The following is a 26902-nucleotide window of genomic DNA, read 5'->3' as shown; positions in this document are numbered from 1 at the left end:
TCAGTCCAGCTTCGATCAGTTCAGTTCTGATCAGCCCAACTTTGATCAGTCCAACACCGATCAGTCCAGTTCGGACTTGCCGATCACGCCCGGCATCGCCGGCGCTTCGTTGACCGTATCGTGGCGCACGAAGGCCAGATGCTGCTGATAGGCGGTGACGACTTCGTCGAGCACCTGGGCCCGCGACAGGCCGTTGAGCTCCTGACCGCTGCCACCCTCGGAGAGGTGCACTTCCAGACGCAGGTAGAAGTCATCATTGGCGTCGATGAAGCTCGGCGTCTGCTGGCGCACCGCACGCACCTGGTAGACGAAGTTGGAGGCGTCCTCGAACTCGACTTCCAGCGTCACGCGGGGCAGCGGCTCATCTTCCAGCGTCTCTTCGGTGACGCTCGAGACCTGACCGCGACGATTGAGCTCCTCGGCCAGCTGGTTGAGGGCCGGGCGGATGGAGCGCTTGAGGGTCGCCTCGGAACTGCCGCTCTGGGCGAAGTCGAGCACGTGGTCCAGACGCTCATGCCAGTCGACGCCTTCGTAGACGCAGCTGTTGTCCTGACGCACGTTCTCCTTGCGGTCCTCGATCATCAGCGCCTTGTACATGCCGATCATCATGAAGATCAGCACGATGGAGAAGGGCACGGCGGTGATCACCACGGCGCTCTGCAGTGCGCTCAGTCCCCCGACCATCAACAGTGCCAGCGTCAGCAGGCCGATGATGGCGGACCAGAAGATGCGCAGCCAGATCGGCGCATCGTGGTTCACGTCCTTGAGGATGGAGGTGAAGTTGGCCAGTACCAGGGCGCCGGAGTCGGCGGAGGTCACGAAGAACACGATACCCAGAATCGCCACCACGGCGGTGGTGATGGTGGAGTAGGGCAGCTGCTCCAGGAAGGTGTAGATGGTGTTCTGCGGTGCGTTCAGGGCTTCGGTGGCCAGTGCCGCGACGTCCTGATTGGCGACCATGTCGATGGCGGAATTACCGAACACGCTCATCCACACCATCATGAAGCTCAGCGGAATCAGCAGCGCGCCGAACACGAACTGACGGATGGTACGGCCACGCGAGATACGCGCCAGGAACAGGCCGACGAACGGGGTCCAGGCGATCCACCAGCCCCAGAAGAACAGCGTCCAGCCGCTCATCCACTCATCGGTACCCGGGGTGTAGGCGTAGGTATCGAAGCTCTTGGCGGTGAACTGGGTGATGTAGTCACCGACGTTGAGTACCAGGGCGTTGAGCAGCTGCGAGGTGTCGCTGACGGCGAGCACGAAGATCAGCAGCGCCGTGGCCAGCAGCATGTTGAACTCGGACAGCATGCGGATGCCTTTCTCGACACCGGTGATCACGGAAATGGTCGCCAGTACCATCACGCCGATGATCAGCGCGGCCTGGACGGCGAGGTTCTCGGGCACGCCGAGCATGAACTTGAGGCCGTAGTTGAGCTGGATGACGCCGATGCCCAGCGAGGTGGCGATACCGAACACGGTGGAGATGATCGCGAAGATGTCCACGGCGTTGCCGATCGGGCCATTGATGCGGTTGCCGAGCAGCGGGTAGAAGGCCGAGCGGATCGCCAGCGGCAGGCGGTGGCGGTAGCTGAAGTAGGCTAGCGACATGCCGGCAAGCACATAGATGCCCCAGCCGGAGAGGCCCCAGTGGAAGAAGGTTTCCACCATGGCGTTGCGGATCGCCGCCTGGGTCTGCGGGTCACCGGTCACCGGCGCCACGTAGTGGGACAGCGGTTCGGCGATGCAGTAGAACAGGATGTCGATGCCGATACCGGCCGCGAACAGCATCGCCGACCAGGACAGCAGCGAGAATTCCGGGCGTGAATCATCCGGCCCGAGGCGAATGCGCCCGAAGCGCGAGCAGGCGATCAGCACCCCGAAGACCAGATAGGCGACGATGGCCAGCATGTAGAACCAGCCGAAGGTGTCGATGGTCCAGCCCAGGGCGCTGCCGATCCAGGCGTCGGCCTGTTCGGTGAACAGCATCGCGAAGGCCAGGAAGGCGAGGATACCGATGATCGATCCGTAGAAGACCGTCGGGTTGATACGACTCGAGGACGGCGTGGCGTTCTCGGCGGAAGCAGGTTTCTGCATGAGCAACTCCTTATCAGGGGAAGTTTCACTCGTGCGTGGTGCTTAGCTGCCCGTCAGCCGCAGAAAGTGCGGGTGGCGTGCAGGAAAAGACGGACACGAACGGCACGGGCCGTGCTCAGCTCACGCGCGGGGCGGAACTTGCAGCAGCGGCAGTGTCGACTGCCGTGGCGACGCGATTGCAGGGGCATCGCTGGGCAGCAAGCAAGAAATGCCGGTGGGCAATTCATGAGAGACGCCAGGCGCGCACCGTGGTGCGGCCCCTTTCCTGCAGGCCAGATTGGCCGCAGAAGAACGATGGCGGGTCGAGCGCTGGGGAACGCCTGGCCTTCATCGCGCTGCTCTCATCACTTCGAACGTCTACTCGGCGTCCCTGGACGTCACCCGCCTTCTCGCGAAGGGGCGGGTCACTCCGGTGTCTGCTCGCGAGTCCGTGGCCGTCGCCGTCGCTTGCTCCCTTGAAGTTGCCGGGATGGCAGGCGTCAGTCTCGTCGGCATCTGCCGGGTCCGCTTTCCTGTGACGGTTGCAGGCATCCCGTCTTGCTGCCGCCGGTCGAGATCGGCAGCGGAGGGGAGCTCAGCAGTCAGGAAAACGCGACTCACATCATCACGCCGTGTAATGCTCAAAGCCTTGCAGAATTATTTTAATTGATTGTTCAATAAAAATATAACCCCCCTTTGGGGAAAAAGGCAGTGCAACTGTCGCTTTCGCTTATCCTCGTGTCGCGATCACGTCGCCGCGAGGCCCGATGGCAGAGCCTCGCAGGCGCGGTGTCGTGCCTGGGAAAATCGCTGTCGGTAAAAGGACACAACGACGCCGCCCCGACCACAGAATCGTGGCCGGGGCGGCGAAAGTGACGTCAGCAGGGCAGTTGAATGGCTGTGTTCGGGGCGCGGGTCGCCCGATTCTTACCTCGCCGGGCCGTCGATCAGCCGGCTTTCAGCTGCCCGGGTGATGGCCTGACTCAGGCATCTTCAGACTGGTCGGCGTCATGCATCGGGCCGCGCTTCATGTCGCCGCCCTTCATGCCGCCATGATGCTTTCCAGCGTGATGGCGCATGCCGTTGGCCATGAAGGCTTCCAGCGCATCGAGCTGCTCGGCGGACAGCACATCGGCGAGTTTCTCGCGGCCTTCCTCACGCAGCTCCAGGCGCTGCTCCTTCATTTCCTTGCGCATTTCCTGGCGAGCGGCGACACGCTCCTGCTTGGTGTCGGCGTCCTGCATGGCATCGCGCATGTCGTCGTGCATCTCTTTCATGCTGTCATGCATCTCGTCACGCATTTCCTTGCGGACTTCCTTGAGCGCCTGCATCTGGTCATCGCTCAGGTTCCAGCTGGCCAGCAGCGCCTTCATGCCTTCCTGCTGCTGACGGTCGGCCATCTTCGGACCGCGCTTGTCACGCTGGTGCATCAGGTCCAGCACCTTGATCTGGTCGTCATCCAGCACCTTGGCCAGACGATCGTGCTGGGTCTTGCGCAGTTCCTCGAAGGCAGCCTTGCGCGCTTCACGCGAGTCGAAGTCGGTCTTTTTGAGTGACTCCATGTCGTCACGCATGGACTTGAAGGAGTCCTTGAGGGCGCTGCGCTGGTCGTCATCCAGGTCCCAGCTGTCGAACAGGGCGCCCATCAGCTGCATGCGCTGCTTGCCGTTCTCGGCCATGTGCTTGCCGCCGCGCTCGCCACCACGTTCGTCGGCATGCTTGCCTTCGCCGTGACGTTTGCCGTCATGCTTGCCCATGTGCTTGCCGTGCATCGGCTTGCCGGCAGCCCAGTAGGCTTCGAGCACCTTGACCTGATTCTCGTCGAGAATCTCTGCCAGGGCGGCCTTGTGTTCTTCACGCTGTGCCTGGATGGCGTCGCGGCGCGCTTCGCGGGAGTCGAACTTCTGCTCCTTGAGCTGCTTGCGGCTTTCCATCTGCTGTTGCTTGAGTGCGTCGAGCTGTTGCTGCTGTTCATCGCTGAGATGCCAGCTGGCGAGAATCTTGTCGAGGCCTTCCTTGCGGTCGGCGCCGTCATGGTGCTTGTCGTTGCTTGAGGCCACGGCGGTCATCGGCAGTGCCAGGGCGGTCAGCAGACCGGAAACGATGAGCTTGCGAGAAATGCGGTTCATGGCGTACTCCGAGTGTCTAGATAAAGGGCCGGAATCAAGCGATAAGAGCATTATCAGCAGTGAATGTGCCGGCATTGTGCAACGTTTCATGGGGTTGCGTGCAACGCGCCTGGGCGGAACATGCAACGGCTTGCTGTGTCTTTTCTGCGTCGTCTTTTCTATGTCGTCGTTCTGCAGCGTGAGCTTGTGGCCCGAATCCTGTAGAGACTGAATCCTGTAGGGACTGAGTCCTTGATCAAGGTGATGACGCCAGGTTTCAACCCGGGGCGCTCAGCCGCGGTTGCCATCAGCCACCGTGGTGGCTCTTCTTCGCCGCCTTGGCGTTCGCCTGGGCATTCGCCGGATAGTGGCGGTCGAACTGCTGGTGGAAGCGCTGGGTCTGATGGCGGTTCAGGACGCGATCGACATCGGCCAGGTAGGCCTTGCGCGCCTTGGCAAGCGCCTTGGCGTCGTGATGGCTCTCTGCGGCCTGACGTTGCTGGCGATAGTGGCGATATTGCTTGTCGAGGGTGGCACGCTGGCTGACGTTCAGGCTGATGCCATCCAGCAGCACGTTCAGCGAGACATCGGCGGCGCTGGCACTGGTCACGCTCAGCGGTGATGCCATCAGCATGACGCTCAGTACGCCGGCACCGATCAGGCGAGTGCGGGAAAGAGCACGATTGGCAGGACTGTGGGACATGACGAATACCTCACTTGTGGCGTAGACCCGCGCTTGAGCAGCAGTAAATGGCTCTTGCTTAGGCAGTGATGACAGTATCCGTCGCAGTTGGACAGCAAGTTCGCACCGTGGGTGCAACAAAAACGCAACCGCCGTCTGTGGTCACAGACGGCGGTTGTCATGTTTCTGAAAGGTTTCAGGACCTGCGCGAAGCGGGATGTCAGTCCAGCACGTCAGGCTCGAACTTGTAGCCGACCCCATAGATGGAGCGAATCACGTCGCGCTCCGGCCAGACATTGGCGATCTTGCGGCGCAGCTTCTTGACGTGGGAGTCCACCGTGCGCTCGGAGACGATGCGGTGGTCGCGGTACATGTGGTCCATCAGCTGATCGCGGGAGAAGATGCGCCCCGGCGACTGCATCATCACCTTGAGCAGCTGGAACTCGACCGCGGTCAGGCCCAGGTCACTGCCATCGGCCAGTGCCTGCCAACCTTCCTCATTGAGCACCAGCTGGCCCTTGTCGGAGGTCTGCGAGAGGGTCTGATCAAGCGCCTGGCTGCGACGCAGCACGGCCTTGATGCGCGCCACCACCTCACGCGGGCTGAAGGGTTTGCAGATGTAGTCATCGGCGCCCAGCTCCAGCCCCAGCAGGCGGTCCACTTCCTCGACCCGCGCGGTCAGCATCACGATGGGCAGCAGGTTGTCCTCGGCCCGCAGCTGACGGCACAGGGTCAGGCCGTCGGTGCCCGGCAGCATGAGGTCCAGCAATACCAGGGCGGGTGTCTCGTCATTGACCGCCGCGATGACGGCGTTGCCGTCGTCGACATGCCGGGTGCGATACCCGCTGCCGTCCAGATAATCGCACAGCAGGCTGGCGATCTTGGGCTCGTCTTCCACCACCAGAATCAGCGGTTTCTGGGTCTCGGCCCGGGCGTCAGTGGTGTCGGCGTGAACGTCGCTCATGGTCAAGAGTCCTTGCAGATGAAAATGTCTGTTTCAAGTAGACAACAGCGGCAGGCGAATGTCCCATCGCAGTCCGCCCAGCGATGACTGGCCCGGTACCAGCTGGCCATCATGCGCACTGACCAGCGCGCTGGCGATCGACAGGCCCAGGCCTGACCCCCCGCTGGAGCGATTGCGCGAGTTCTCGACCCGGTAGAGGCGCTCGGTGAGGTGGGCAAGCTCGGCCTCTGGCACGCCGGGGCTCGAGTCTTCCCAGCGCACGACCGCCCAGCCGGGGTGGCCAGCGCCATCCCCGGGTGAGGCGGCCTCACGCAGCAGGCTGACCTTCAACTTGCCGGGCGAGTCGGTGTAGGCGCGGGTGTTGCTGGCCAGGTTGCTCCACAGCTGATGCAGGCGCTGCACGTCGCCCTGCACGCGCAGCGGCAGCTGGATGTCGGTCTCCAGCTGGATGCCGCTGTCTTCCAGCCAGCCGCGCAGGTCGTCCAGGCTATCGCTGAGCTGGGCATCCAGCTCCAGCGGCTCGCGCCAGGCTTCCAGGGTGCCGGCATCGCTCTGGGCCAGCAGGCGCAGATCCGACACCAGGCGGTTGAGGGCATCCACCTCCTGCTCCAGCGAGCCGAGGCTGTCCTGGCTCATCGGGCGGATACCGTCCTGCATGGCCTCGATCTCGCCCTTGAGCACCGCCAGCGGCGTGCGCAGCTCATGGGAGATATCACTCACCCAGCGCTGGCGCGAATCGCGGTTGGTCTCCAGCGTCTGCGCCAGCGCATTGAAGTCGCCGGCCAGCCGCGACAGCTCATCCCGCCCGCGCACCGGCAGGCGGGTGGCATAGTCGCCGCTCGACAGACGGCTGGCGCCACTGGCGAGGTCACGCACCCGATGGCCCAGCCACCAGGCGATACCGGCCGCCGCCAGCAGCGAGGCGAAGGTGGAGGACAGGATGATGGTCGCCAGATTGCGCGATTGACGCTCCAGATACTGGTCCTTGCCGCGGCGCAGGAATTCACTCACCGGCAGGTAGCCCAGCTCGCCGATCTTCTCGCCGTCCAGCTTGAGGTCCTTGAACCGCATGCCGGGGATGGGGCGCGGCGGCCCATTGAGGCGCTGACCGCGGGTATCGCGCAGCATGTAGTCCTGCGGGCGATTTATGTTGGCGCCCGGCGGCATCTCGAACCTGTCCGGCGGTGCCTGGGAATGCACGATGCGCCCCCAGTTGCGCCGGCTCTTCATCCAGTCCCAGTTGCCTTCCGCGGCGTAGGCGCTGACCAGATCGGACGAGATCAGCTCGATGCGCTCCTGCTGGGTCTGCTCCAGATACTCCGCGAACCCTCTGTCCATGCTGTGGGAGATGAACATGTAGATGCTGCCGCCGATCACGACATTGGTCAGCAGCAGGATCACGAACAGCCGCACGGACAGCCGTGAGCGCCAGGCGGTGACGGCGGGCATCATGATGGCTGCTCCTCATGACGCGGGGTGCGGGGCGGCAGCCCCAGCAGGCGTCGCAGGTTGTGCTGCAGATCTTCCAGCAACAGGTAGAGCGAGGGCACCAGGATCAGCAGGATCACCGTCGCGAACAGGATGCCGAAGCCGATGGAGACCGCCATCGGGATCATGAAGCGCGCCTGGCGCGAGGTCTCGAAGATCATCGGCGCCAGGCCGAAGAAGGTGGTCAGCGTCGTCAACAGGATGGGGCGCAGACGCCGCGTGGCCGCCATGATGATCGCCTCACGCGCGGTGGCGCCGGCCAGACGCTGGCGGTTGGCGTAGTCGATCAGCACCAGGGCGTCGTTGATGACGATGCCCGACAGCGCCAGCATGCCCATCAGGCTGATCACCGACAGGCCATAGCCCATCAGCTGATGGCCGATGACCGCGCCGATCAGCCCGAAGGGAATCGCCGTCATCACCAGCAGCGGCTGCAGATAGCTCCTGAACGGCAACGCCAGCAGCAGATAGAGTGCCGCCAGCGTCAGCAGCAACGACACCTGCAGTGACCCCAGGTTGTCGGCGGTCTCTTCCTGACGCCCGCCATAGCCGATGCTCAGGCTCGGATACTGGCTCTTCAGCTGGGGGTAGACGTCGCTTTCCAGGCTGGTGATCACCTGACTGACCGCATCGGACGGGGTGACGTTGGCGGTGACCTCGATCACACGGCGGCCATCGATGCGCAGGATGCTGGACGCTGCGCGTCCCTGCTCGATGTCGGCCACCAGCCCCAGAGGTACGCTGACGCCGTTGCCGGTCTGCACGCCGAAGTTCTCCAGCTGGGCGAGGCTTGCGCGCTGGTCTTCGGGCAGCAGCACCTTGACCTCGACCTCATTGCGACCCTGCTGCTGCTTGAGGGCGGTCGCGCCGGACAGCGGGCCACGCAGCTGGTTGGCCAGGGTGGCGCCATCCAGCCCCAGTGAGCGTCCGTAGGCATTGAGCTGCAGATAGAGCTCGCGCTTGCCGTCATCCAGGCCGCTGTCGATGTCCGACAGCGAGCTGTAATCCTCAAGCGACGTCGCCAGCGACTCGGCAGCGGCCATCAGCGCGCCACTGTCAGACGAGGAGAGGCGGATGGTGAGGCCCGCGCCGCGGCCCGGTCCGCCGATGTCGGATTCGAACAGCAGCGACTCGGTATTGGCGATGGTGCCGGCTTCCTCACGCCAGGCCGTGATCAGCTGCGAGGGCGACCAGTTGTCCTCCACCGTGGTGTCCAGGTTGGCGATGATGCTCAGCGAGTTGCCTTCGATCTCGGCGCTGGTGGAGTAGATCGCGGGGGCGTCGTCGCGCTCGCGGACCCGCTCCAGCGCGTCCAGCAGCAGGGTGCGCACTTCGCGGTCCTGACTGATCGGGCTGCCCACCGGCAGGTTGGCGGTGACGCCGGCACGGTTGGACTCGACACGCGGCATCAGCGAGAAGCCGAGGCGGCCGCTGGCCATCCAGGCCATTGCCAGCACCAGCAGCGCCAGGCCGCAGATGGCGGTCAGGCCACGATAGTTCAGGCACCCTTCGAGGAAGGGCTGGAAGCGGCGACGCGTGAAGCGCTCGAGACCGTGCTGGACGCCATGGCGCACGCGGTCCAGCGGTGCCAGCCAGCGGATCGGCTTCTCGCTGGTGTGACCCAGGTGCGCGGGCAGGATGAAGATCGCCTCGATCCAGCTCAGCGCGAAGATGCTGATCACCACCAGCGGGATGATGCCGAATACCAGCCCGAGGAAGCCGGGCAGGAACAGCAGCGGAATGAAGGCCACGATGTTGGACAGGATCGAGAACGCCAGCGGCACCGCGATCTCGCGCGCGCCGAGAATGGCGGCTTCGCGCATGCTGGCGCCGCGCTCGCGGTGCGAGTGGATGTTCTCGCCGACGATGATGGCGTCATCGACCACGATGCCCAGCGCGATGATGAAGGCGAACATCGAGATCATGTTGATGGACACGCCGACCAGCGGCAGGAACAGCATCGCGCCGAGGAAGGCGGTGGGAATGCCCAGCGTGACCCAGAAGGCGAGACGCGCCTCGAGGAACAGCCCCAGCAGCACCAGCACCAGTACCAGCCCCATCCAGGCATTCTTGAGCAGCAGCTCCAGACGGTCCTGATAGACCAGCGAGTCATCGTCCTCGACGCTCAGCGTCAGTCCGCGCGGCAGGCTGGCGGTCAATTGCGGCAGCATCGCCATGGTCGCGGCGGACAGCTCGTTGGGTGTCTGGGAGCCGACCTGATAGATGTCGAGACCAATCGCCGGTTCGCCGTCGTAGAGCACTTCCTTGTCGCTGTCAGCGAAGCCGTCGGTGACGGTGGCGATATCGCCCAGACGCACGACATTGCCTTCCTGGCTGGAGATCACCGGCAGCTGCGCGAACTCGGCGGCGCCGTCGCGACGCGCCTCATAGCGCACCAGATATTCGCCCTGCTGGGTATCGAGGCTGCCCCCGGCCAGGTTGAGCGCCTGATTGCCGATCAGGCCGGCGATATCCTGATGCGAGAGGCCGTAGCGACGCAGCGCGCCTTCTTCCAGCGCGACATGCACCTCGCGGTCACGGATGCCGGTCAGCTCCACCTTGGTGATGTCGTCGCTGTCGAGCAGGCTCAGGCGCAGACGCTCGGCGACATTGCGCAGGGTCTGGTCATCGGTCTGGCCATGCAGCTTGAGCTCCATCACGCTGCGCGAGCGGCCCGCCAGCGAGTAGACGGGCGGGTCGGATTCATCGGGCAGGGTGGTGATGCTGTCGATGGCCTGCTGGATGTCCTGATAGGCGCGCATGGTCTCGACGCCGTCCTGCAGCTCGATGGACAGCGAGCCAAGGCCTTCCTCGGCGGTGGCGGTGATCTCCTCGATGCCCTCCACGTCCTGCACCGCGGACTCCATCGCCTGCAACAGGCTCTCGGAGACCTCATCCGGCGTGGCACCGGAATAGCTGACGCTGACGTTGATGATCTCGAGCTCGAAAGAGGGGAAGACCTCCTTCTTGATCTGACTGGACATCAGCAGGCCGCCGAGAATCAGACACAGCATCAGCAGGTTGGCGGCGACGCCGTGATCGTGCATCCAGCGGATGGGGCCCTTGAGGCGCGACTGTGCCGTCATGAGTCACTTCCGGTGGTCGTGGCGTTCTTGTCGGCAGCGGCGGTGTTTTGATCGGCAACCGTGGCGCTCTTGTCGACAGTCGCCGTGTCCTTCTCAACTGTCGCGTTCTTGTCGCCAGCCGTCGTCTTGTCGTCAGCCGCCTTGGCGGTCGGCGTCGGCGTCGGCGCATCGCCACGTGCGCGCAGGGCCATGCCGGCTTCGACGCTGCTCAGGGAGCTTGTGATGACGCGCTCGCCGTCCACCAGACCGTCGGCGACCAGCAGGGTGTCATTGCCCAGATGGCGCACGCCTACCGAGCGCTTCTCGAGATGCCCGTCCTCCGTCAGCACCCAGACCTGCTGGCCGCTGCGCAGCGCACTGATCGGCAGTTCGATCAGCGAGGCGGTGCGCTGGGGCGTCAGGGTCGCCTCGACCACATCGCCGATGCGCAGTGCCGGGGTGCTGGCGCGCGCCTCCTCGGAGACATTGAGCGCCAGCGGGTCTTCCACCGCCACCATCACCTGGGTCAGCAGGCCGTTGTCTTCCAGCGACGGCAGCACGCTCCACACTTCGCCACGGCGATGCTGGCCATCCGGCCAGGCCTTGCTCGAGAGCAGTACCGGCGTGCCCTGGCCATTACGGGCGTGGGTCGAGAGCCATTCCATGTCGGCCTGCGGCAGATTGAGGCGTACCCAGAAGCGGTCGGTGGCCACCAGCGTCAACAGGTCGGTGAAGGCATTGAGATCACTGCCTTCGCCGACCAGCCGCTCGCTGATCAGGCCGTCGTAGGGGGCGCGAATCTCGGTGCGGGCCAGATTGAGCTTGGCTTGATCGCGGCTGGCGCGGGCGCTTTCCACGGCGGCCTGGGCCGACTTGAGCTGAGGCTCGCGCAGGACCAGTGCTTTCTGGGCCGCCGGCAGGTTGCGACCGAAGGTCTTGTATTCCGAAGCGGCGCGGATCTGCTCGCCCTTTTCAGAGGCGAGGCTGGCCTCTGCCGTGGCAAGATCCGCCTCGGCCTGACGCAGTGCCAGCTGATAATCCAGTTGATCGAGACTGGCCAGCAGCTGATTCTCGCGAACCTCGCGGCCGGCCTCGATGCCTTCGGGGAAGGGCGCCAGCTGACCGCTGACGCGCGTGGAGACCGTGGTCTGACGATCGGCGATCACGCGACCGAAGCCCTCAAGCGTCGGGGCGTTGGCGGCATGGCTGACCGTCACTACCTCGACCATGGGCGCAGGCGCCTCGCTGGGGGCACGCTTCGGCGCCCCGGGGCGATGATTCATCCACCAGGCGGCCAGCGCGATCGCCAGCGCGAGAATGATCAGCGCCAGCAGGCGCATCCAGATCAGGCGCCGCGAGGAGGGTGCGGGGCGGCCGGCAGGGGCGGGCGACGCGGAAGACGACGCTGGCGTCTCAGGGCTATGGTCCATGCGGACTCCGAACGAAAAGTGACTGGCCTGATGCGCAGCCGTCTTCTGGCCAGTCGCTTTGGCGTCGGTCAGAGCGGGCGGTGGATCATGGCCATGAAAGGCAGACGAATGGGTGGATGATCGCATGATGCCATTCAGGCGCAATGCCAAAATGGGAAATAGCGTGCAACAGACGCAATCTGCCATTGCATGATTGGCGCCCCACAAAAAAAGCTGCCACACGAAGTGACAGCTTTTCACGCGTGCGCCTGGCCAGCGGCGCCTGCTGACGGATGACCCGCTCTATCAGCTTGGCCGAACCGCGCGGGCAGGCCAGATTTCAGTAGTTGAAATAGTTGAAATAGTTGAACTGGATGAACGGGATAAACTAGATGAACAGGCCGATCAGCAGCGCCATGCAGACGCCGATCACGCCGATCAGGGTCTCCATCACCGTCCAGCTCTTCAGTGTTTCCTTCTCGGTGAGGCCGAAGTAGCGGCTGACCAGCCAGAAGCCGGAGTCATTGACGTGACTGAGCACGGTGGCGCCACTGGCGATGGCGATCACCACCAGCCCCAGCACCGGGCCGGACAGCGCCAGCGTATCGATCACCGGGGCCATCAGGCCAGCGGCGGTGATCATCGCCACGGTAGCCGAGCCCTGGATGACACGCACGGCGGTGGCGATCAGGAAGGCAAGCAGGATAGGCGGCAGGTTGCTGTCGGCCATCAGGTTGCCGAGCACGTCACCGACCCCGGAATCGATCAGCATCTGCTTGAAGACGCCGCCCGCACCGGTGACCAGGATGATGATGCCGGCGGGTTCGAGTGCCTTGGTGGCGACTTCCATCACCTGTTCGCGCGTCATGCCACGGCGTGTACCCAGCAGGGTGAAGGCCATCAGGGTGGCCAGACTCAGTGCCACGAACGGGTGACCGAGGAAGCCCAGCCAGCCGACCAGCGGGCTGTCGTCACCGAACAGGAAGCCCGAGACGGTGTTGAGCACGATCAGCGCCAGCGGCAGCAGCACGATGGACAGGATCAGACCGAAGCCCGGGGCGCGCTGATTGACCTCTTCATCGCTCATCACGCTGCCGGTATTTTCCATGTAATCCGGAATCCTGGCGTCGATGCGCGCCGCGATGAAGCGACCGAAGATCGGCCCCGCGACGATCATCGCCGGCAGGCCGCACAGCGCGCCGAACAGGATGACGTAGCCGAGATCGGCACCGATCAGCTTGGCGACCGCGATCGGCCCCGGGGTCGGCGGAATGAAGGAGTGGGTCACGGCAAGACCGGCGAGCAGCGGGATGCCGTAATAGAGCAGCGAGCGGCCGCTGCGGCGTGCCAGCGCATAGACCAGCGGCACCAGGATGATGAAGGCGACATCCAGGAACACCGGAATCGCGACCAGAAAGCCGGTCAGCGCCAGCGCCCATTGCGAGCGTGAGGTGCCGAAGCGCCCCAGCAGGGTGTTGGCCATGCGATCGACACCGCCGGACACTTCCAGCATCTTGCCGAACATCGCGCCGAGACCGACCACGGTGGCAACGAAGCCCAGGGTGTTGCCCATGCCGTTGGTGACGGAGTCGATGATGGCGTCGGGCTGCATGCCGGTGGCCAGTCCGACCCCCAGACTCACCACCAGCAGGGCAACGAAGGCATGCAGGCGCAGGCGCATGACGAGGTAAAGCAGCAGCAGAATGCCGCCGAGGGCGGCAAGGACGAGGGTGCTATCTGGGGACATGATGGCGAACTCTTGCGGCTGGCAACGGCGTGATCATCGGCCATTGCCCAAAGGCGTATTGTGTGAGGCGTCGTGGGTCGTGCAGGATGAAAGTTACCGGTAACATTAACGCTTACGCAATGATCCGAAAGGTGCATGAGGGACAAAAGTCTGTCGCGTCTGGCAGCTGACTGTCCGCCAACGGGCAGTCGCTCAGTGCGCGACTGCCGTCCCGAGGCGCCGGACAAGGGATTGATCGGCAACATCGGGTACGCTGGTGGGCCATCGTTTTCATTCAGGGGGAGAGGGTTTTCATGCAGCAGCAGGCAGAAGGAGCATCAGCGGTCGCGTCGATGCCGACCAGGTCAGAGGCTCTGGCCGCGCACGGTGGCGTGCGTCTGGTGGTCATGGGGGTGTCGGGCTGTGGCAAGTCACACGTCGGGCAGCAGCTGGCGGCGTGCCTTGGCGCGCAGTTCATTGATGGCGACGATTATCACGGTGAGGCCAACGTGGCCAAGATGGCGCGCGGCATCCCGCTGGATGACGACGATCGCCACGGCTGGCTGGCCCGTCTGGCCGAGCTGATCGAGGCGGCGCGTCGCGACGGGCGCAGTCTGGTACTGGCCTGCTCGTCCTTGAAACGCCGCTATCGGGATCAACTGCGTGGCGGGGACCCCGCGCTGGGCTTCGTGTTCCTCGAAGGCACGCGCGAGCTGCTGCTGGAGCGCCTCGAGGCGCGAGCCGATCATTTCTTCAAGGGCGCTGACATGCTCGACAACCAGCTGGCGACGCTCGAGGTACCCGGCGACGATGAAGGGCGCATCCACACCCTCGACATCAGCGCCACCCCGCAGGCGCTGGTCGAGAGTGTCTGTCAGCAGATCCTCGACGCGCCGGAGCGCTAGTCGCTCGCCAGACGTCTCACGGCGCCAGGCTGCCGCCACTTATTACGAGGACAGGCTACCGCCAGTCTGCAGGCTGAAGCCCAGATCTTCCCACAGGCCGTGGGGCGTGGCGTCGAGATCACCGCTCAAGCGCGCCAGCAGCAGGGCGGCGGCGCGCTCGCCGATCTCGCGGCGTGGCGTGACCACGCTGGCCAGCGGCGGCCAGGTGCCGCGGGTCATCTCCAGGCCGTTGAAGCCGGCCAGCGCCAGCTGGTCGGGCACCGACAGACCGCGGCGCTGACACTCGAACAGACCGCCGGCCGCCAGGTCGTCATTGCAGCAGAACACGGCCTGGGTCTCGGGCCAGCGGGTCAACATCTCGTCGAGCAGCTCGCCGCCCATGCGCACGCTGGAGGGGGCATCGGTGGTCAACAGCGCCTGCTGCGACAGGCCGGCGGCCTCCATCGCCGCGCGCCAGCCGCCCAGGCGCTGTTCGACGCGGCGGTCCATGCGCGCACCGAGAAAGCCGATATGGCGATGCCCCAGCGCGATCATGGCCTCGGTCATCGCGCGGCCAGCGGCGTGCTGGTCCAGTCCCACCGCCATGTCGAGCGGCGTCTCGCGCTTCTCCATGCACTCCACCACCGCACAGCCCGAGCGCGCGATCATCTCGCGGGTACGAGGGCTATGGCGACTGCCGCACAGCACCAGCCCGTCGATGCCGAAGGAGAGCCAGGTCTCGATCAGGCGCTCCTCTTCCTGCATGGAATAGCCGGTATGGCCGATCAGCAGCTGATAGCCCGCGGCGGCCAGCGGGGCTTCCAGGCCGCGATGCAGCTCCGAGAACACGGCGTTGGAGAGCGACGGAATCAGCAGCGCGATCAGCCGCGAGTGGCCGCTGGCGAGGCTGCCGGCCTGACGATTGGGCATGTAGCCCAGCTCGCGGGCGCATTCGGTTACCCGCTCGCGCATCGCGGCGGACACCTTCTCGGGCTGATTGAGCGCGCGCGACACCGTGACCTTGGTGACGCCCAGTTGGGCGGCGATATCGGCCAGGGTGACGCGCTTGAGGCGGGAAGCTTTGTGAGGCTGAGAGGACATGGACATTCAAGCGGCTGCGAAGGAGGACAAGAGTGTCCCTGTTAAGGCAGCCCGGGAGCAAGCCTTGCCCGGCGGATCAGACGTGACTCAGCGAGAGCAGGAACAGGATCATCGGCGGCGCTGCCAGTGACAGCAGGAAGCCCGAGACCACGGCGACCGGGACGCAGGCCACGCCGCCGGTCTGCTGGATCACCGGTAGCGTGAAGTCCATCGAGGTGGCCCCGCCGATGCCGATGGCCAGCGGCGTGTAGCGCTGGATGGTCAGGGGGATCAACACGAAGGCCAGCAGCTCGCGCGCCAGATCATTGAAGAAGGCGGCGCCGCCGAGAATCGGCCCGAGCTGATCACCGATCAGGATCCCCGACAGCGAGTACCAGCCGAAGCCGGCCGAGATCGCCATGCCCTGATTCCACTCCAGCGCCAGCAGGGGGGCCGCCAGCAGGCCACCGAGCAGTGAACTGGCCATCACCGTCAGCGCGATGATCAGGCCATGCCGATTGAGCAGGATCTGGCGCAGGCTCATGCCGGAGCTTCTGAGCTGGCAGCCGATCAGCGCCAGCAGCACATAGAGCGCCCATTCGGCGAGGGTGTCGGTATCAAGCTGGGTGCCGAAGGTCTTGAGCAGCACGCCGGCGCCGACGCCGAGCGCGACCACGGCGGCAAGGGTCAGCGAGCCGGACAGCGCCTGCCAGCGGGTCATCGGCGCGCCATCCACCGCCTGGGCGGGATTGGCGCGCAGCGGGCTGCGGCGCGACAGCCACCACAGCGCCAGCAGATTCAGCGGCGTAATGATGGCGAACAGCGTCAGCGCCTGACCGCTCATGGCGGCCATGCCGACACTCAACTGCTCCAGCGCCGCCAGCCCCATGCCCATCAGGAACAGGATGAGATAGATGGAGGCATTGACCAGCCGATTGACCACCGCCAGGCGGCCAGGATCGGTGAGACGTACCAGATAGCCGAGTATCAGCGGCAGCAGAATGAAGATGAGACCCGACAGCATGACCCTTCCTTGGCGTTGCCACCCGGACAGCAGGGGCGGCGCAAGTGATTGATTGGCGGTGAATACCGCCGAAGGGCCTTACTATATCGGTTGGCGTGGAGTCTGGATAACCCCGCCATCACCATTGCGCGAGAGACTTGCTGATGGCGTATCAGCGGGGCTTATGATCAGCCGCGCTAGAGGCGGGAGCTTTCCTCACTGGCGGGCGCTGCTCAGCTGGTTCAGGGTCAGATGGGCCGAGCGCGGCGGCACCTCGCCGTTGCGGTTGCCGTCCTTGTCCATGACGTCTTCGTAGTCGAGGTAATCGAGGCCGACCATCAGTCCCGGCCAGCGCGGCGCCAGCCAGATACGGTAGTGCTTGTGCTCACGATGCTTGCGCCACGCCTCGATACGCAGGGTGCGGAAGGTGCGCTGTGCCGCCTGGCGCGTTTCCTGGCCCTGGATCTCGTACATCAGGGTGCGCTGGCGGCCCTTGTGGTCGAGATAATCCAGTGAGCAGGGCGTCGCGGCCAGACAGGCCTGCTCGCTCCATTGGCTGTCGACCTGCTGGCTCAGCAGTACCAGCAGGCTCTGACGGTCAGGCAGGCGGGTGTCGCCTGCCTCCGGCGCTTCCCGGTTGTAGTCCTTGCCGATGCCGGCCAGCCGATAGCCGGAGCGATAGCCCTCGGGCAGCAAGCGACCCTCCGCGAGCGTGAAGCGGCCCTGCTCATAGCCGCTGGCGACCTTGATGGAGGCCTCCATGCTGGCGATGTACAGCTCGCCGCTCTGGCTGACGCGCTGGGTGATGGGCACGTCCGGCCAGCCATCCAGCACCAGGGTGTAGTGGGCGGTGAAGGGCACCGGCGCGATGCTGGCGACTGGCGCCAGGGGCGCGTCAGGGCTGACAGCGGCCTCATCGCTGGCCGCCTGGGCACTGCCCGCCAACAGCAGGAGCGCCCCCAGGCCTGCGCGCCACAGGCGCTGCCATGCCGAGGGCCGATCGGCGCGTGTGGCGGTGCAAGCGCCGCGCCGCATGGGGGCTTGAGAGAAGTGAGACAAGGCGGAAGATGGCAGGGTCATGGTGACTCCCGAGACCGGCACTGGAGCCGTGGCCTGTGAATGGGGGTGTCGAGCGGTCAGGCAGCGACGGGGCAGGGCGACTGCACGTGATGATGTAATGATGTTGAGGCGACCCACAATCAAGCCAACGCCCGTCAGGCGGCCACGACGATATTTCAGCGCTTGCTCATGTGCAATGGATAGGTACTCTGTAACTGCCTTGTCCTTCCCGCCGCGCGCGGCGCGTACCTAGACGTTGGGTCCAATCAGGAGATCATCATGGCCAGCATTGTCATCATTGCCGGGGATTTTGTAGAAGATTATGAGCTGATGGTGCCGTTTCAGGCGCTGCAGGCGATGGGGCATCGCGTGGATGTCGTCTGCCCGGACAAGACGGAAGGCGATATCGTCAAGACCGCCATCCATGACTTCGAGGGTGATCAGACCTACACCGAGAAGCCGGGCCACAACTTCGCGCTCAACGCCAGCTTCGCCGAGATCGCCGTCGAGAGTTACGACGCGCTGCTGATCCCCGGTGGCCGCGCCCCCGAGTATCTGCGTCTGGATGAGCGTGTGCTGGCGATGGTGCGTCACTTCGTCGAGGCCGACAAGCCCATCGCCGCCGTCTGTCATGGTCCGCAGCTCTTGGCCGCCGCCATGTCGCTGGAAGGCCATCGCGTCAGCGCCTATCCGGCCTGTGCGCCGGAGGTGAAGCTGGCGGGCGGTGAGTTCGTATCGCTGGAAGTGACCGACGCCGTGACCTCCGGCAAACTGGTGACCGCACCGGCCTGGCCGGCGCATCCGGAATGGCTGCGTCAGTTCCAGGCGCTGCTGGTGTGATGCACCCCCGCTAGCCACGCCATCACATCGCATGTGCCTTACGACACCCTGCCACCCGGCGGGGTGTCGTCGTTTAAGGCGGGGGCGTAAAACAGGCGTCGTTTCAGTCGGCAAACGCCTCGATCCAGGCCCGCTGCGGGGCGAGTCGCGATTGCTGTGCGGCTCGCCATGCGGGATCGCCCAGCGTGGTGGCATAACGTTCGGCGTGATCACAGGCCAGCAGCAACCAGCTGCCGGCCAGTGACTCACCGCGTGCGCGCCTGAGCGCCAGACTCTCGAGCAGCCCCGCGAAGGCGGTGCCGGTGGAGGGGCCGACCTCAAGCCCGGCATGCTCGGCCAGCCACAGCGCGGCCGCCTGACTGCGCGCATCCGCGATGCGCCGGTAGTCATCGAAATGGGCGGGGTCGAATGCCTCCAGCACGCAGGGGCGGCCGATGCCTTCGATGGGGTTGGCCGCCTGCGGGGCGGGCAGGGCAGTCGTTCGGGTGCCGTGGGCACGATGGTGCTGCCAGCAGGCGTGATAGACGGAGTGCTCGGGGTCCACGCCGATCACGCGGGCACGATGACTCCCGTGATGCAGATGACTCCCGTGATGCAGATGGCGCTTGTGGCGCAAATGGCTCGCGAATCTGGCGGCACTGCCGCCGGTGCCGGCGCCGAGAAATACCGCCTGCAGCTCGGGCAGCTCACGCGCGGCGATCTGTGCCAGGCACTCCCCGGGCAGGCTCGTATCGCTTGCCCAGTCGCCGGCAGTGGCGGCATGGCGGAATTGATTGATGAAGTGACCGCCGCTGTCATCGGCAAGCGCCTGCGCATGCTGACAGAGCCGAGCGGAGTCCTCGATTTCCACCACGCGCCCGCCCTCGCCACGAATCGCTTGCTGCTTGTAAAAGGCGGTGCCCCTGGGCACCACGGCAATGAATTCCAGCCCCAGCCGGCGTGCCAGCCACGCTTCAGAGACCGCCGTGGAGCCCGAGGAGGCTTCGATCACCGGGCCGCCGGGCGTGAGCCAATCCTTTTGCAGGGCCTGCTCGAACAGCGACATCGCCAGGCGATGCTTGAGCGAGCCGCTGGCATGCGCTCGCTCGTCCTTGATCAGGATGCGCGCCTCGCCCAGTCCGCGCAGGCTGAGTTCCAGCAGCGGGGTTACCGGGGTGGCGGCCTTCAATGCCGCAAGCTTCATGAGGCTGCGTTGGCGCCATGACTCGCGCTGAGTCGTGTGCGGGGCGTGCTGTGCTGCGGTCGTGCTGAAAGGCGCAGTCGAGGGCGAGGCAGTGGTCGGCATGGCGGCATTTCCGGTCGCAGGAAGGAGCTTTCATGGTACGACCAGCCGCCAAGCAAAACTTGCCAGTTGTCATGGCGTGAGCCATGTTTCATGGCAAGAATTCATTGCGAGGTGAGGGTAATGGAGAAAATAGTGCTCGATGCCACGGACCGCGCCCTGCTGCGGCTGCTGCAGCGCGATGCCAGCCTGTCGTTGGCGGCGCTGGCGGAAGCCGTGCATCTGACCACGTCTCCCTGCTGGAAGCGCCTCAAGCGCCTGGAAGAGTGTGGCGTGATCACCGCACGGGTGGCATTGCTGAATGCCGAGCTGATCGGGATGGGGCTGACGGCCTTCGTGCAGCTCAAGACCCGCGATCACTCGCGGGCCTGGTTCGAGCGTTTCGTGGCCATCGTCGAGGAGATCGAGGAAGTCACCGAGTTCTATCGCATGGCCGGTGACTACGACTATCTCCTCAAGGTGCAGGTCGAGGACATGAACGCCTACGACCGCGTCTACAAGCGGCTGGTCAACACCATCGACGAGCTGAGCGACGTGTCGGCCCGCTTCGCGATGGAGCGCATCAAGACGACCACCGCGCTGCCGCTGTAATGGCTGTCAGGCGGTGACGTCTGATCGCCGGTTGAGCACCGCGCGCCAGCGCGCTCAATAACCGTGCTCGCGGCTGATGCCGGTCAGCACTTCACCCTGCTGAATGCGGCGAATGTTGTCGGCCAGCTGATCGGCGGCCTCGGCCACCGGGGTCGGCGCGGCGGCATGCGGCGTGATGATCACGCGCGGCTGGTGCCACAGCGGGCAGTCCTCGGCCAGTGGCTCGTGCTGGAAGACATCGAGCAGGGCGCCCCTGAGCTTGCTTTCCTCGAGCGCCGCGACCAGATCCTCCTCGACCACGCTGCTGCCACGCCCCGGGTTGATCAGCACGGTGTCGTCGGGCAGGGCCTGGAAGACCTCGGCGTTCAGCACGTCTCTCGTGGCCGGCGTATTGGGCAACAGGTTGATCACCGCCTTGAGGCCGAGCGACTCGTCACCCAGTACTTGCTGGAGGGAACGGCCGCCTGCGCCGGTCTCATGGTGGCAGGTCACGCCCTGCAACGTGTGGGCGCTGCGGCTGAAGCCATGTACCGGATAGCCGTCTGCCGCCAGTGATTCAGCGATCTGGCTGCCGATGGCGCCGAGTCCGAGCACTGCCACCGGGTACTGGTGGGCGCGCACCACGCGGTGCGGGGCCCACTGGGTGTCCGCCTGCTGTCTGGCGTAGCGGTCGAAGTCACGTCGAAAGTGCAGCAGGCCGTAGCGCACATAATCCAGCATGTGGCTGGCCATGCCGGCATCGCTCAGTTTGAGCACCGGCACATCGTCAGGCAATGCCGGGTTGTCGAGCAGGCTGTCGACGCCCGCACCCAGATTGAGGATCGCCTTGACGTCGTGATCGCGGTGGCGCTCGAACAGCGCCGCGGGCGGTGCCCATACCACCAGCACATCGCCCAGCATCTCGCCGTCATCGGCAACGATTTCCAGCGGCGCTTGTTTTGATGACGGTTCCGACGACTCGCCTTGCCGCGACCCCCTGGCGCCGGCGGCATCGCACAAGCGCTGACGCAGAGCATCGCACCAACGTTCGGCGCGTTCATGATGTACCAGTATTCGCATGCTGTTCTCCTCTTCAGGGACGCTGGGTGGCGGGTCGGGATTTTTGAACTGTCCCGGCCTGTTCGTAGGCTCTGCTCGTGGCTCTGTGCAAAGGGTCTAGAGTTGTCGCCTTGTTATGCGCCATTGCCTTGCGGGCATGGCCTGCTCGCGGGCGGCAATGGCGCAGGCCTTGCAAGGGCTCAAGCGAAGGGCGACAGTGCCAGAGTCGTCCTTTGACCCGTTGTTGGCAGAGTGACAGACTCGAATCCAGAGGGGAATTCGGATGTACGCATGTACGCCGACCCTGCCGACCCGCAGGGCGCATCGTTCGCTCGCGGCGCAGGCAGGCAGTGTCAGCCCGGAGTGGCTGACAGGTCGGTCACCCGCCGCCTGGCCCTGCGTATGGCCACTGGCTCCGCCCCAACGTGCTGCTTGCCTCAAGGCCTGATCGAAAAGGAGCGCTGCATGAGTCAATTCCCGCCCCATACTGGTGCGCCCCAGCCAGCCTTCGCTGGCCTGGCCACCTTGCCCAGCAGCGAGGCACCGGCCACCGAGAGTGACTGGACGCCACGCGCGCTGTCCGCTGGCCGTCAGGCCTTCACCATCGGCGAGTATCGCGCGCGTATCCAGCGGGTGCGTGAGGCCATGGCGCGCGCCGGCATCGATGTGATGGTGATTTCCGACCCCTCCAACATGGCGTGGCTGACCGGCTACGACGGCTGGTCCTTCTATGTGCACCAGTGCGTGCTGCTGGGGCTCTCCGGCGAGCCGGTCTGGTATGGGCGCCGTCAGGACGGCAACGGCGCGCTGCGTACCTGCTGGATGGGCGAGGACAACATCCTGTGGTATCCGGATTACTACGTGCAGAATCCGGACATGCATCCGATGGAGTTTCTCGCCCAGTCCATCCTGCCGCAGCGTGGCTGGCACGATGGGGTCGTCGGGGTCGAGCTCGACAACTATTACTATTCGGCGCGGGCGCATCTGTCGCTGGTCAAGGAGCTGCCTCACGCGCGGCTGGTGGATGCCAACTCGCTGGTCAACTGGTGTCGCGCGATCAAGTCCGAGCAGGAAATCGCCTACATGCGCGTGGCCGGACGCATCGTCGAGCGCATGCATTCACGCATTCTGGAGATGATCGAGCCGGGCCTGCCCAAGAGTGCGCTGGTCGCGGAGATCTACCGGGTCGGCGTCGAGGGCGTGATCGGCCCCGAGGGTGAGATTCTCGGTGGCGATTATCCGGCCATCGTGCCGCTGCTGCCCACCGGCAGTGATGCCGCCGCGCCGCACCTGACCTGGGATGACACGCCATTTCGTCAGGGCGAGGGCACTTTCTTCGAGCTGGCCGGCTGCTACAAGCGCTATCACGCGCCGCTGTCGCGTACCGTGTTTCTCGGCCGCCCGCCGCGCGATTTCGTGCGCGGTGAGTCCGCCTTGCTGGAAGGCATCGAGAGTGGACTGGCCATCGCCAAACCGGGCAATCGCTGCTGTGACATCGCGCTGGCGCTGGGCGCGGCGATGGACAAGTACGGCTTCGACCGTGGCGGCGCGCGCTGCGGCTATCCCATCGGCATCAGCTATCCGCCGGACTGGGGCGAGCGCACCATGAGTCTGCGCCCCAGTGACGAGACCGTGCTGGAACCGGGTATGACCTTCCACTTCATGCCCGGCATGTGGATGGACGACTGGGGGCTCGAGATCACCGAGTCGATCCTGATCACGGAAAACGGTGCCGAGCCGCTGTGTGATGTGCCGCGCCAGCTGTTCGTCAAATAGCCTGCCGACAAGTGTCAGCAGCCCGCCATAACAAGGAGTGGTGTCATGCGAGAGTCCCCCGTCAGTCTGACCATCGATCTGTTCGCCGATGGCGTTCAGCACGGTTTCTTCAAGCTGCCGATCTCGACTGACGAGTCGGCGTGGGGCGCGGTGATGACCCCGATCAGCGTGATCGCCAATGGTGAGGGGCCGACGGTATTGCTGACCGGCGGCAATCATGGCGACGAGTACGAAGGCATCACCGCGCTCTACAAGCTGGCGGCGCGTCTGACTGCCGAGGACGTGCAGGGCCGCGTCATCATCGTGCCGACCATGAATGCGCTGGCGGCCAAGGCTGGGCGGCGTTGTTCGCCTCTCGATGGCGGCAACCTCAATCGCAGCTTCCCCGGCAGCCCCACCGGCGGCCCGACCGAGCAGATCGCCGACTACTTCACCCGGGTACTGGTGCCGCAGTGCGACTATGCGCTGGACCTGCATTCCGGTGGCCGCACCCTGGATATCCTGCCGTTCGCGGCCGCGCACCGTCTCGACTATCTCGAGGAGTCGCTGGGCGTCGAGCAGTGTCGCCTGCAGGAAGCCGAGAGTCTGGCCGGGGCGCTGGCCTTCGGGGCACCCTCGGCGATGATGATGTTCGAGCTGGACGCCGAGGCACTCTACGACACGGCGGTGGAACGCCAGGGCAAGGTCTTCGTCACCACGGAGCTGGGCGGTGGCGGTTCCACCACGCCGGAGCGTCAGGCGATCGCCGACCGTGGCGTCGACAACTTCCTCGCCTTCAGTGGTGTGCTGCGCGAGCGCAGTCGCGCGGATCTGGAGCAGGACATCGAGCGCCAGAGTGCCAGCCAGGCGAACGCGCCGCTGTTGATCGACATGCCGGATGCCAGCTGTTACGTGCAGAGTGAGCATGAAGGGCTGCTGGAGCTGTGCATGGCACTCGGCGAGCAGGTCACGGCGGGGCAATGCGTGGCGCGGGTCTATCCGCTGGGGCGTGCCGGTCAGGCGGCGGTGGAATATCGCGCCGCCCGTGATGGCGTGCTGGTGGCGCGGCGCTTCCCGGCCCAGATTAGTCTGGGCGACACCCTGGCGGTGATCGCGGAAGTCGTGGACGACCTGGCGCGAGAGGCCTCATGAGCGCGAGTCCCTCCCGCTCGCAGCCAGCGCCGAAGCTGGATGCCTTCGATCTCAAGATTCTGGCGATACTTGAGCGCGATGGCCGCATCACCAAGTCGCGGCTGGCCGAGGAGATCAATCTGTCGGTCAGCCCGTGCTGGGAGCGCGTCAAGCGCCTCGAGCAGGCGGGCATCATCGAGGGCTATGCCGCCATCATCAATCAGCAGCGCCTGAGTGATCAGCAGGGTGGCGCTGCTTCGGGGGCTGCCCCGCGCACGCCGGTGTGGGTCGAGATCCACCTCAAGCATCATGATGCCGGCAGTTTCCAGCGCTTCGAGCGTGCCATGCGAGAGGCGGATGAGGTGATCGAGTGCGTCGCCGTCGGCGGCGGGGTGGACTACCTGTTGCGGCTGGAGACCGCCAGCATTGATGCCTATCAGCGCCTGGTCGATCACTGGCTGGTGTCAGAGCTGGGCATCGATCGCTATTTCACCTACATCGTCACCAAGCAGGTAAAATAGGCGCGCCGGGCGCGGACTCGTCGTCATCTTGCCGTCCCGCTTTTCAGGCTCACTTTCTTGACTCACTTTCCTGGCTCATTTTCCTTGATCGCAAAGGGGATCGCACGATGGATAGACTCACTGCCATGCAGGTGTTTCGCGCCGTGGTAGAGGAGGGCAGTTTTGCGGGCGGTGCTCGTCAGCTGGGGCTATCCAACGGCATGGTCAGCAAGCAGATCTCGCGCCTGGAAGCCGAGCTGGGCGTTCGCCTGCTGATGCGCACCACGCGCAGTCTGCAGCTGACCGCCGAGGGCGAGCATTACCTGGCGGGGGCCTGTCGTGTGCTCAATGACCTTCAGGCGCTGGAAGACAGTCTTGGCGAGCGTCAGGGCGAGGTTCGGGGGCGCTTGAAGATGTCGGCACCGATGGATTTCAGCATCCAGTGTCTGATGCCGGCTCTGGCGCATTTTCGCCAGACCTACCCCTATGTCGAGCTTGACCTGCGCCTGGAGGATCGCCATGTCGATCTTATGGCCGAGGATTATGATCTGGTGATTCGCGCCGGTGCGCTGTCTGATTCCAGTCTGATCGCGCGCCGGTTGGCGGGTACCCAGGTCGGGGTCTATGCCAGCCCGGGTTACCTGGCCGAGAATGGCGCGCCCGAGGTGCCGGAAGACCTCGCCCATCACCGCTGCCTGAATTATACCCAGCAGCGCGAAGGGCCGGTGTGGAGCTTCATGGTCGACGGACGGCCACGCAAGATCCGCCTGTCGCCGACCTTCAGCTGCGACAGCGGGCGCGGGCTGGTCGAGGCCGCTGCCCAGGGCATCGGCATTACCTACAAGCCGGATTTCCTGGTGGCCAATGACGTCACCAATGGCCGCCTGGTGCCGCTGCTTGTCGACTACTGGTGCGCGCCGGTGGATATCCATCTGGTCTATGCCGAGCGCGACATGCAGCCGGCACGCCTGCGGGCATTGATCGAGGTGCTGTGTGAGCACTTCGCACGGATTGGCCACACGATGATGCCCGACGTGCTCGCCACGTCACCGACAGCCGTCCGCGACACCACGGCCGTGAATGATGCCGGGCAGCGCGATCTGTCACCGCTCGAGGCTGTGAAGCCGGGTCTGCGGCCGTGATAGACTCCGCGCCCTTGTCCCGTCTGTTCGAGTCGCCCGTCTCCATGATGATTGTCGCCAGCGGTATCTGCCGATGAGTCCTGCCTGCCCAGGCGACACGCCTGCCTCTGATTCCTGTTCTTCCGCCCCGGTGCTGGTCTTCGATTCCGGTGTCGGCGGGTTGTCCGTCGCCGCCGAGATCCGCCGTCAGTGGCCGCAGCTGTCGCTGGCCTATGTCTGTGACAACGCCGCGCTACCCTATGGCACCAAGCCGGATGACTGGTTGATACCGCGCATCGTTCAGGTGTGCGTGGCGGCCGTCGAGGCAAGCGGGGCACGGGCGTTGGTGGTCGCCTGCAATACCGCCAGCACTCTGGCGCTGACGGCGCTGCGCGAAGCGCTGTCGATTCCGGTGATCGGCACCGTGCCCGCCATCAAGCCGGCGGCGGCGTCGGCACGTGCGCGTCAGAGCGCAGCACGTCGTGAGAAGTGCGAGCCGCCGGTCTTCGCGTTGCTGGCGACGTCCGCCACGGTGCGTCGCGCCTACACCGAGCAGCTGATCCGTGACTTCGCCGCCGACTGTCGCGTGATTCGCGTCGCGGCCGATCCGCTGGTCGCGGAGGCCGAGCGGCGTCTGCGCGGTGAGCCGGCGCGCCCCGAGGTGGTGGCGGCCAGTCTGGCTGATCTGGCGGCGGTCGAGGCGCTGGAAGTGGTGATTCTCGGCTGCACGCATTTCCCGCTGCTCGGCGCCGACATCTCGCAGGTGCTGGGCGAGTCTCGGGTGGCGCTGGTGGATTCCGGCGCGGCAATCGCCCGCCGCGTGGCGGAAGTGCTGGCGCTTGGTGCTGCGGCGCAAGCGGCTGAACAGCAAGTCGCTCAGGCTGATCAGCAAGTCGCTCAAGCGGTTCAGTCAGCACCGCATGAGCACCTGGCGCTGGCGACGGATGCCCGGCAGCCGGGACTGGCCACGGCGCTGGCCAGTCAGGGTTTTGCCGCGCCGCAGGCGCTGTCGTTCGACGACTGAGGGGCAGGGGCGTTGACTCTCGCGGCCCCCTTGCACCTGCCTGCTCCCGCCTTGACCCGCCATTTGGCGCTTG

At 65.1% G+C, this 26902-nt stretch carries 21 protein-coding genes; 8 read left to right on the top strand and 13 right to left on the bottom strand.

Features of this window, described 5'->3' with window-relative positions; all coding sequences use genetic code 11:
• Positions 1 to 60: 60 nt before the first annotated feature.
• The 8 genes from betT to HA399_RS14045 all read right to left on the bottom strand — a co-directional run bounded on the left by betT (position 61) and on the right by HA399_RS14045 (position 13542).
• A complete protein-coding gene (betT, locus tag HA399_RS14080; RefSeq protein ID WP_043334330.1) occupies positions 61 to 2100 on the bottom strand; it encodes a choline BCCT transporter BetT in 2040 nt (679 codons plus the stop codon).
• A 962-nt stretch (positions 2101 to 3062) separates the two neighbouring features.
• On the bottom strand, positions 3063 to 4208 hold the full coding sequence (locus HA399_RS14075) for a Spy/CpxP family protein refolding chaperone (RefSeq protein WP_404325320.1): 1146 nt from the start codon (positions 4206 to 4208) through the stop codon (positions 3063 to 3065).
• A gap of 286 nt (positions 4209 to 4494) precedes the next feature.
• Positions 4495 to 4890: a hypothetical protein gene (locus tag HA399_RS14070; RefSeq protein WP_404325319.1), complete on the bottom strand. Its 396-nt coding sequence runs from the start codon at positions 4888 to 4890 to the stop codon at positions 4495 to 4497.
• Between the two features lie 199 nt (positions 4891 to 5089).
• Positions 5090 to 5833 (bottom strand): response regulator, encoded by a 744-nt coding sequence (locus tag HA399_RS14065; RefSeq protein WP_052384687.1) that lies wholly within the window; start codon positions 5831 to 5833, stop codon positions 5090 to 5092.
• 33 nt (positions 5834 to 5866) lie between these two features.
• On the bottom strand, positions 5867 to 7285 hold the full coding sequence (locus HA399_RS14060; RefSeq protein WP_404325318.1) for an ATP-binding protein: 1419 nt from the start codon (positions 7283 to 7285) through the stop codon (positions 5867 to 5869).
• The gene (locus HA399_RS14055) at positions 7282 to 10407 is read right to left on the bottom strand and encodes an efflux RND transporter permease subunit (RefSeq protein WP_225347219.1); all 3126 of its coding nucleotides are present in this window, start codon (positions 10405 to 10407) and stop codon (positions 7282 to 7284) included. The genes HA399_RS14060 and HA399_RS14055 overlap by 4 nt, the downstream gene beginning before the upstream one ends.
• Positions 10404 to 11816: an efflux RND transporter periplasmic adaptor subunit gene (locus HA399_RS14050; protein WP_404325317.1), complete on the bottom strand. Its 1413-nt coding sequence runs from the start codon at positions 11814 to 11816 to the stop codon at positions 10404 to 10406. Before HA399_RS14050 ends, HA399_RS14055 begins: the two co-directional genes overlap by 4 nt.
• A 367-nt stretch (positions 11817 to 12183) precedes the next feature.
• Positions 12184 to 13542: a gluconate:H+ symporter gene (locus tag HA399_RS14045; RefSeq protein WP_043334321.1), complete on the bottom strand. Its 1359-nt coding sequence runs from the start codon at positions 13540 to 13542 to the stop codon at positions 12184 to 12186.
• Between the two features lie 332 nt (positions 13543 to 13874).
• Here HA399_RS14045 and HA399_RS14040 point away from each other — a divergent pair, with 332 nt between their 5' ends.
• Positions 13875 to 14426, top strand: coding sequence for a gluconokinase (locus HA399_RS14040; RefSeq protein WP_404325316.1), 552 nt, complete (start codon positions 13875 to 13877; stop codon positions 14424 to 14426).
• Between the two features lie 42 nt (positions 14427 to 14468).
• Here HA399_RS14040 and HA399_RS14035 read toward each other — a convergent pair whose 3' ends face one another.
• The 3 genes from HA399_RS14035 to HA399_RS14025 all read right to left on the bottom strand — a co-directional run bounded on the left by HA399_RS14035 (position 14469) and on the right by HA399_RS14025 (position 17568).
• A complete protein-coding gene (locus HA399_RS14035; protein WP_404325315.1) occupies positions 14469 to 15506 on the bottom strand; it encodes a LacI family DNA-binding transcriptional regulator in 1038 nt (345 codons plus the stop codon).
• A gap of 76 nt (positions 15507 to 15582) precedes the next feature.
• Entirely contained in the window at positions 15583 to 16509 is a 927-nt protein-coding gene (locus HA399_RS14030) for a lysine exporter LysO family protein (RefSeq protein ID WP_153636470.1), read from the bottom strand.
• A 195-nt stretch (positions 16510 to 16704) separates the two neighbouring features.
• Entirely contained in the window at positions 16705 to 17568 is an 864-nt protein-coding gene (locus HA399_RS14025) for a hypothetical protein (RefSeq protein WP_404325314.1), read from the bottom strand.
• A gap of 258 nt (positions 17569 to 17826) precedes the next feature.
• Here HA399_RS14025 and HA399_RS14020 point away from each other — a divergent pair, with 258 nt between their 5' ends.
• The gene (locus HA399_RS14020) at positions 17827 to 18387 is read left to right on the top strand and encodes a DJ-1/PfpI family protein (protein WP_043334317.1); all 561 of its coding nucleotides are present in this window, start codon (positions 17827 to 17829) and stop codon (positions 18385 to 18387) included.
• Between the two features lie 103 nt (positions 18388 to 18490).
• On the opposite strand, the gene HA399_RS14015 is transcribed toward HA399_RS14020, so the two are convergent.
• Entirely contained in the window at positions 18491 to 19672 is a 1182-nt protein-coding gene (locus tag HA399_RS14015) for a pyridoxal-phosphate dependent enzyme (protein WP_404325313.1), read from the bottom strand.
• Between the two features lie 120 nt (positions 19673 to 19792).
• Here HA399_RS14015 and HA399_RS14010 point away from each other — a divergent pair, with 120 nt between their 5' ends.
• Positions 19793 to 20260 carry an Lrp/AsnC family transcriptional regulator gene (locus tag HA399_RS14010; RefSeq protein WP_205700861.1) on the top strand — a complete coding sequence of 156 codons (468 nt, stop codon included), beginning with the start codon at positions 19793 to 19795 and terminating at the stop codon, positions 20258 to 20260.
• A 54-nt stretch (positions 20261 to 20314) separates the two neighbouring features.
• Here the strand turns inward: HA399_RS14010 and HA399_RS14005 are convergent, their stop codons facing one another.
• Entirely contained in the window at positions 20315 to 21319 is a 1005-nt protein-coding gene (locus tag HA399_RS14005; RefSeq protein ID WP_404325312.1) for an NAD(P)-dependent oxidoreductase, read from the bottom strand.
• Positions 21320 to 21763: 444 nt separating this feature from the next.
• On the opposite strand from HA399_RS14005, the gene doeA reads away from it, so the two are divergent.
• The 5 genes from doeA to murI all read left to right on the top strand — a co-directional run bounded on the left by doeA (position 21764) and on the right by murI (position 26829).
• A complete protein-coding gene (gene doeA / locus HA399_RS14000) occupies positions 21764 to 23074 on the top strand; it encodes an ectoine hydrolase DoeA (protein WP_084589510.1) in 1311 nt (436 codons plus the stop codon).
• Positions 23075 to 23119: 45 nt separating this feature from the next.
• Positions 23120 to 24205 carry a N(2)-acetyl-L-2,4-diaminobutanoate deacetylase DoeB gene (doeB, locus tag HA399_RS13995; RefSeq protein ID WP_404325311.1) on the top strand — a complete coding sequence of 362 codons (1086 nt, stop codon included), beginning with the start codon at positions 23120 to 23122 and terminating at the stop codon, positions 24203 to 24205.
• A complete protein-coding gene (locus HA399_RS13990) occupies positions 24202 to 24705 on the top strand; it encodes an Lrp/AsnC family transcriptional regulator (RefSeq protein WP_192837421.1) in 504 nt (167 codons plus the stop codon). The genes doeB and HA399_RS13990 overlap by 4 nt, the downstream gene beginning before the upstream one ends.
• Before the next feature lie 107 nt (positions 24706 to 24812).
• Positions 24813 to 25826: a LysR family transcriptional regulator gene (locus HA399_RS13985; RefSeq protein WP_404325310.1), complete on the top strand. Its 1014-nt coding sequence runs from the start codon at positions 24813 to 24815 to the stop codon at positions 25824 to 25826.
• 73 nt (positions 25827 to 25899) lie between these two features.
• Positions 25900 to 26829 (top strand): glutamate racemase, encoded by a 930-nt coding sequence (gene murI, locus HA399_RS13980; RefSeq protein WP_404325309.1) that lies wholly within the window; start codon positions 25900 to 25902, stop codon positions 26827 to 26829.
• The last annotated feature ends 73 nt before the right edge of the window (positions 26830 to 26902 follow it).

This window comes from Cobetia sp. UIB-001 (assembly GCF_044789135.1).
In the GTDB taxonomy this organism is placed as follows: Bacteria; Pseudomonadota; Gammaproteobacteria; order Pseudomonadales; family Halomonadaceae; genus Cobetia; species Cobetia amphilecti.
Note: the sequence above shows the minus strand (reverse complement) of the source record. Positions and strands in the feature narration are given on the sequence as shown.